Source organism: Paraburkholderia saeva (assembly GCF_907164555.1).
Classification (GTDB): Bacteria; Pseudomonadota; Gammaproteobacteria; order Burkholderiales; family Burkholderiaceae; genus Paraburkholderia; species Paraburkholderia saeva.
In genome coordinates, this window is the sequence record NZ_CAJQZC010000016.1 from 98,884 (window position 1) to 105,659 (window position 6,776).

Annotated in this window: 7 protein-coding genes; 1 reads left to right on the plus strand and 6 read right to left on the minus strand. The window is 62.0% G+C overall.

Features of this window, described 5'->3' with window-relative positions; translation table 11 throughout:
* Window positions 1–8: 8 nt before the first annotated feature.
* Window positions 9–1,097: a sugar ABC transporter substrate-binding protein gene (locus tag LPA36_RS28005; RefSeq protein ID WP_228883757.1), complete on the minus strand. Its 1,089-nt coding sequence runs from the start codon at window positions 1,095–1,097 to the stop codon at window positions 9–11.
* A gap of 341 nt (window positions 1,098–1,438) precedes the next feature.
* Between LPA36_RS28005 and LPA36_RS28010 the strand changes: the two genes are divergently transcribed.
* A complete protein-coding gene (locus LPA36_RS28010) occupies window positions 1,439–3,181 on the plus strand; it encodes an IlvD/Edd family dehydratase (RefSeq protein WP_228883758.1) in 1,743 nt (580 codons plus the stop codon).
* 36 nt (window positions 3,182–3,217) lie between these two features.
* Here the strand turns inward: LPA36_RS28010 and LPA36_RS28015 are convergent, their stop codons facing one another.
* From LPA36_RS28015 to LPA36_RS28035, 5 genes are all read right to left on the minus strand, one after another.
* A complete protein-coding gene (locus LPA36_RS28015; protein WP_228883767.1) occupies window positions 3,218–3,946 on the minus strand; it encodes a FadR/GntR family transcriptional regulator in 729 nt (242 codons plus the stop codon).
* Window positions 3,947–4,150: 204 nt separating this feature from the next.
* Window positions 4,151–4,522 (minus strand): nucleotide pyrophosphohydrolase, encoded by a 372-nt coding sequence (locus tag LPA36_RS28020; RefSeq protein ID WP_228883759.1) that lies wholly within the window; start codon window positions 4,520–4,522, stop codon window positions 4,151–4,153.
* A gap of 93 nt (window positions 4,523–4,615) precedes the next feature.
* Complete coding sequence (locus LPA36_RS28025; protein ID WP_407674351.1) at window positions 4,616–4,915, minus strand: MFS transporter; 300 nt, start codon at window positions 4,913–4,915, stop codon at window positions 4,616–4,618.
* 343 nt (window positions 4,916–5,258) lie between these two features.
* Entirely contained in the window at window positions 5,259–6,263 is a 1,005-nt protein-coding gene (locus LPA36_RS28030) for an aldo/keto reductase (protein ID WP_228883760.1), read from the minus strand.
* A gap of 71 nt (window positions 6,264–6,334) precedes the next feature.
* Window positions 6,335–6,661, minus strand: a complete 327-nt coding sequence (locus LPA36_RS28035) for a carboxymuconolactone decarboxylase family protein (RefSeq protein WP_228883761.1) — start codon at window positions 6,659–6,661, stop codon at window positions 6,335–6,337.
* Between the last annotated feature and the right edge of the window lie 115 nt (window positions 6,662–6,776).

A 6,776-nucleotide genomic window follows, 5' to 3' on the forward strand; every position in this document is an offset into this window, starting at 1 on the left:
GGATGACGTCACCCCTTGATCGCACCTGTGCGTGGCACGATCTGGGCTTTAGTGCTTTTGCCCTCGTAGCGCGTCGAAGTGGTGAGGTAAGGATCCACCGAACCCTTCGTGACGAACTTCAGACCCGTGTTGATATTGGCAGGCCCGACGAGTCCACCGGACGCGAGGAAGACGAACGCCTCAAGCACGGTATAGAAACCCTGAACATAAGGCTGCTGGTCGATTGTGAAATCGAGGAAGCCGTCATGGATCAGGTCGACCGTGCGTGGCAGCAGATCGAAGCCGCCGCCATGCACACCCTTCGCCGGCAGACCGGATTCCTTCATGACCTCGGCAACGCCCTGCGTGCTGCCCGCATCGACGGCGAACATGCCCTTGAGATCCTGATGGCCGAGATAGAACGATTTGATCTTCGACAGTTCTTCGTTGACGGTCGCGCCGGTTGCGATCGTCTGCACGTCGATTTTCTTGCCGGACTTCTTGATTGCGGCAACCGCGCCGTCAAGCCGCGGCTGGATGTTGAGCTGGCCAGGCGTAGCGATGAAGAGCGCAACCAGACCGCTATCGATGAGGCTCACGATACGCTCGCCCATCTGATAGCCCGACAGATACAGGTCCTGTCCGATGTAGGCGAGGCGCGGATTCGTCGAGCCGGAAGGCGCATCGGCGTTATAGGCAAACACTGGAATGCCGGCATCGAGCGCGGCCTGGATTGGTTTGTCGAATGCCTTGGGATCGACGATCGGCACGGCGATCGCGTCAGCCTTGGCGGCAACGGCGGCGTTGACCGCATTCACCATTTCGGCGATGTCGGCGTTAGCGGAACCGGTCCACTGATAATCCATGCCGAACATGGCCGTCGCGTCCTGAATGCCATATTGCGTCGGCACGAAAAACGGATTCGTCGTGACGTGGTTGACGAAAACGATCTTCCACTTTTTATGCGCGGGAAAGGAGCCGCCTTCAGCCGCCTGCGCCGGCGTAATCGCGCCACCTACGCCGCCCAGCAGTGCAAGTGCAGCAGAGAGCCCCGCACCCTGCAGCAGCCCGCGACGCATCCCCTGGACTTCATCGTTGTCTTCCTTTTCGTGCGCCATCTCAGTCTCCTGTCTTTCAGTTTTTAGACACTTCACTGTGCATGACGGCGCAGGCCGGAAAAGCACCGTAGCCGGGCATCACTTCCAGAATGAACCCCGCGGGCACGCGAGCACGCATGACGGCGTTGCCAAAAATCCTATATCACGCCCTTTTACCTATTAATCGATGTATACCCTTAACTAGTCGGACTAATTAACGCGGACATCCCGTACACAGTTCCAGGGCGCTAAAGGCGGTGCAGCGCAGCACGTTTATGACGCTGCGCCGCGTCGGAATGATCTTCACGATGTGCCACTTAAATAGTATTACTATCGAGGTAGCTTCGAGGAGGAGAGGGGGCATGAATAAAGGAAAGCGTCCACTACGCTCTGCCCAATGGTTCGGTACAGCCGACAAAAACGGCTTTATGTACCGGAGCTGGATGAAAAACCAGGGCATTCCCGATCATGAGTTTGGCGGAAAGCCAATTATTGGGATCTGCAATACGTGGTCCGAGCTGACGCCCTGTAATGCGCATTTCCGCAAGCTCGCCGAACACGTCAAGCGCGGCGTGCTCGAAGCAGGCGGTTTTCCGGTCGAGTTCCCCGTGTTTTCCAACGGCGAATCGAACCTGCGTCCCACCGCCATGTTGACGCGCAATCTCGCGAGCATGGATGTCGAGGAGTCGATACGCGGTAATCCGGTCGACGCGGTCGTGCTGCTGGTCGGCTGCGACAAGACCACGCCGGCGCTTTTAATGGGCGCGGCAAGCTGCGATGTGCCAGCGATTGTCGTGACTGGCGGCCCCATGCTCAACGGCAAGCATCAGGGCCGCGATATCGGTTCGGGCACGATCGTCTGGCAATTGAGCGAGCAGGTGAAGGCGGGCAAGATCTCGCTGCACGACTTCATGTCGGCTGAAGCCGGCATGTCGCGCTCGGCAGGCACGTGCAACACGATGGGAACGGCTTCGACGATGGCGTGCATGGCCGAAGCGCTCGGCGTTTCGTTGCCGCATAACGCGGCGATTCCCGCTGTGGATGCCCGTCGCTATGTGCTTGCGCACATGTCTGGCATGCGTATCGTCGAGATGGCGCTCGACGACCTGCGGCTCTCGAAACTGCTTACGCGTGCAGCGTTCGAAAACGCGATTCGTGTGAACGCCGCGATTGGCGGCTCGACGAACGCGGCGATCCATCTGAAGGCGATTGCGGGGCGCATCGGCGTGAGCCTCGAACTCGACGACTGGACACGCATCGGCCGCGGCACGCCCACGCTTGTCGACCTGCAGCCGTCGGGGCGCTATCTGATGGAGGAGTTCTATTACGCGGGCGGCCTGCCGGCGGTGGTGCGCAGGCTTGGCGAGGCAGCCCTGTTGCCGAATCCGGATGCGCTGACGGCAAACGGGCGGTCGCTCTGGGACAACTGCAAGGACGCGCCGCTTTACAACGACGCCGTGATCCGCCCGCTCGACCAGCCCGTGTTTCCGGATGGCGGGCTGTACGTGCTGCGCGGCAATCTAGCGCCGAACGGCGCGGTGCTCAAGCCTTCCGCATCGACACCAGCGCTACTCAAACATCGTGGGCGCGCTGTCGTGTTCGAGAACTTCGAGGACTACAAGGCGCGCATCGGCGCACCCGACCTCGACGTGACGGCCGATTCCGTGCTGGTGTTGAAGAACTGCGGCCCGAAGGGATATCCCGGCATGGCCGAAGTGGGCAACATGGGATTGCCGCCCAAACTGCTCGCAGCGGGCGTGACCGACATGGTGCGCATTTCCGATGCACGGATGAGCGGTACTGCGTATGGAACGGTGGTGCTGCACGTGGCGCCCGAAGCGCGCGCAGGCGGCCCGCTTGCCGTGGTTCAGAACGGCGACTGGATCGAAGTGGACTGCGATGCGGGGCAGTTGCATCTCGACATCAGCGACGAAGAACTGGCGGCGCGACTCGCGGCATGGACCACGACGCGCAAGGACGATCCCGCCGATGCCAGCGGCTACCGGCATCTGTACGTCCAACACGTTCTGCAGGCTGATCAGGGATGCGACTTCGATTTTCTGGTGGGTTGCCGGGGCGCCGACGTGCCGCGCCATTCGCATTGATCTGACTGATATCGTGCAGCCGGCGCTGAGCGTGAATCAGGCGGTGTGGTGGCTGGCGATTTCCAGAATGCTCTCCGCGTCGGCGCGTGCGTTGTCGAGCTGGACGAGACTCGCGTGACGCGCACCGAGCGCATCGCGGCTCTGGATCGCGGTGAGGATTGCCTTGTGGCGGGGCAGTGAGAGCGCGTGTGTGTCGGGATGCCGGCTTGTCAGCTTGATCGATTCCGATAGCGCAAGGGAAAGCATGTTGCCGATATAGGCCAGCAGATCGTTGTGCGTGGCGGCCATGATCGCGCGATGAAACTCGAGATCCGGGACCAGTAACGCGCTGGGGGTCTCGGCATTTTCCATCTGCGCGTAGGCGGACGCGATGCGCGCGAGGTCTTCGCCTGTCGCCGAGGTTGCGGCAAGCGCAGCGGCAGCGGGTTCGATGATGCGGCGCACTGTCAGCAGTGAACTGAAGAATTCGCCTTCCGGCACGCTGTTGATCGTCCAGTACAGCACATCGGGATCGAGCATGTGCCATTCCGCGCGCGGCTTGACGACGCTACCGACACGCGGCTTCGAGACAACCAGCCCTTTCGCAACGAGCACACGTGTCGCTTCGCGCAACACGGGGCGGCTCACGCCATAGCGTTCGCACAACGTCGTTTCGGCGGGCAACCGCTGGCCTGGCTGCACCTTGCCGCCCACGATATCCATGCCGAGGTCCTGCACGATGCGGCCATGCAGACTCTTGCCCTGCTGCAGATGACGATAGTCCATGGTTGGCAATTGCGCTTTTGGCTGGCCTGTTCCCGCGACGACCTGTACAGCGTTTGACGTCATATCCGACGCACGGTCGACGCGCTTCGGGGTCCGTTTCGCGAAGCTTCGTTGCACGATCAAGCATAGCACGCGACTTTCGGGCCGGGCTTCGTCGCCATGCATGTGTGATGTCCAGCAATGGCACGAGACTGTGCGCGGGCGTTATCCGTGGTCGTCGTACTCGGAGTATTTGCGGGCGTCGCCACGCACCTTGTCGGCGGGATATTTTGTGCGGTTGATCGCCATCTTTTCCAGCACGGCGGCGAAGAGATCGACGTCGAGCCTGTCTGCGAGACGCACGAGATACACGAGCACGTCCGCCATTTCATGACGGATGGCCGTGAGCTTCGCATCGCTCAACTCGCTTCTCTCGCCCGATACGAGCCACTGGAATGGCTCCAGCAATTCGCTCGCCTCGACACTGAGCGCCGTCGCGAGATTCTTGGGTGTGTGGAATTTGTCCCAGTCGCGTTCGCTCACAAACTCGCGAATCAGTTCGCGCAGTTCCATCAGGTCATTGTGCATGTCGGCCATTTTTCACACTGCTTCCTGTTGCATGTCTGGAGTGGTCGCCCGTGCATGGCGACACCGTCTTCAATGTTACAGCGAGTGCGTGTGATGCCGGTCTCAGCTGGTAACCGTGACTTCGCGGGTGGTCGCAGGAGAAACCAGTACAAGGCACAGCGCACAAAGCAGGCTGCCGATGCAGGAAAGCGCAATGACCCAACCCATCGGCCAGGGCGTGCCGTCCGCGAAGATGCCGACCATTGCGGAGCCCACGATGCCCGTGCCGTACTGGATTGCACCGATCCATGCCGACACTGCGCCTGCACGTTCGGGATAACTCGACAGCGCGCCGGCAATCGAGTTGGCCACGATAAAGCCCGCGGCGGATACGAAGAGAAAGAGTGGAATCACGAGGCCCATGAGGCCGCCCAGCTGGTTCTCGCGTCGAACGCGAGCAGCATGCGAACGCCATCAAGACGCTCAGGATCGCGAGTATCCGCAGGCTGTGCACGTCGTCAACGCGAGGGCCGGCGTCAATGGTTCTCGGGTGGTTCATTGGCACGGTGAAAATATCCTGCTGCGGGTGCGGATCAAATTGAGGCGGCCGGCACGAAGCATGTCGCGCCGGCCCGCGAAACGCACCCGGTAAATCAGCGATCGACGCGCTGCTGGATGTGCGCTGGATAGCTATCGCCGACCATCTTGATCTCCTGCAGGGCGGTTTCGATGGCGACGAGGGCGACATTCCACCCCCGTCGCCCGGCTAGACCACCCGCCGTCCTTCGACCGGATAGCCCGGATCGGTGTAGCCAGGCGTCGACGCATGACCCGGCGTCACGAGGCTGTCGACGAGTTTTTCGTCGTCGGGGCCGAGTTGCAGCTTCAGCGCCTCGACGTAGCTGTCCCACTGCGCTTCAGTGCGCGGACCCGCGATCGTCGCGCTGATGAGCCGGTTTCTGAGCACCCAGGCGAGTGCGAACGCAATCGAGGTCGTGCCGCGCTGTACCGCGTGAGCGGCGATGGTTTGCGCGATCGAGAGCGATTCCGGGCGCCATTCCGTCTGCTGGATGCGCCGGTCGCCGCGACCTGCGCGCGAGTCCGCGGGAGGCGACGCGTCGGCCGCATATTTGCCGCTCAGCACACCGCGCGCGAGCGGGCTGTAAGACACGACGCCAAGGCCGTAATGCGAGGCCGCCGGCAACTGCTCGACTTCCGCGGTGCGATCGACGATGTTGTAGAGCGGCTCGCTCGCGACGGGCCGGTCGATGCCGAGCTGATCGGCGATGCGCGCGATTTCGGCGATACGCCAGCCCTTGAAGTTCGACACGCCGAAATAGCGGATCTTGCCCTGACGGATCAGATCGCCGACGGCGCGCACGCCTTCTTCGAGCGGCGCTTCGGTGAGCGCGCGGTGAAAGTACAGGATATCGATGTAGTCCGTACCAAGGCGCTTCAGGCTCGCTTCGACGGACTGGATGATCCACTTGCGCGATTGCCCGTGTTCATTGGGACCCTGCGATGTGGGATAGCCGAATTTCGTGGCGACGACCCAGTTGTCGCGCCGCTCGGCAATTGCGCGTCCGACGATTTCCTCGGAGCGGCCAGCGTGATAGACGTCGGCCGTATCGATGAAATTGACGCCCTGATCGTATGCCTTGTCGATGATGCGCTTCGATGTGACCTCGTCGGTCTCGCCGCCGAACATCATCGCGCCGAGACACAGCGGCGAAACCTTGAGCGCACTGCGACCCAGATAGCGGTAATCCATTCTTGATGCTCCATGCAGGCTGTACCTGCGCCAGAAAGTGTTGCGGAAGTTCCCGGGTGGGCGCTGACGTCTCAGGCCGCGCGTTCTTCGAAAACGCGCCGCGCGATGCCGAGCGCAGTACTGGCCGTGGGCCAGCCCGAGTAAAACGCGAGGTGGGTGATCGTCTCGATCAGCTCGTCACGCGTGATGCCGTTATCGAGCGCACGCCCGAGGTGATAAGGCAGTTCGTTGGTGCGATAAAGCGCGACGAGGCTCGCGACGGTGACGAGGCTGCGCTCGCGCGGCGAAAGGCCGGGGCGCTGCCAGACGTCGTCGAAGAGGACCCGGTCGGTGTAATCCGCGAGCGCGGGTGCCAGATCGCCGAACGCAGTGCGCGCGACAGTGGATTGCTGCGTCATGTCAGTTCATCTCCAGCACAGTTCGTGTTGCGGCGGGGGGCCCCCCCCACCCCCCGCCGGGGGGCGCCCCCGGGTGGGGAGGCGTAGACATAATAGTGTGGGGGGGGGGGGTGGA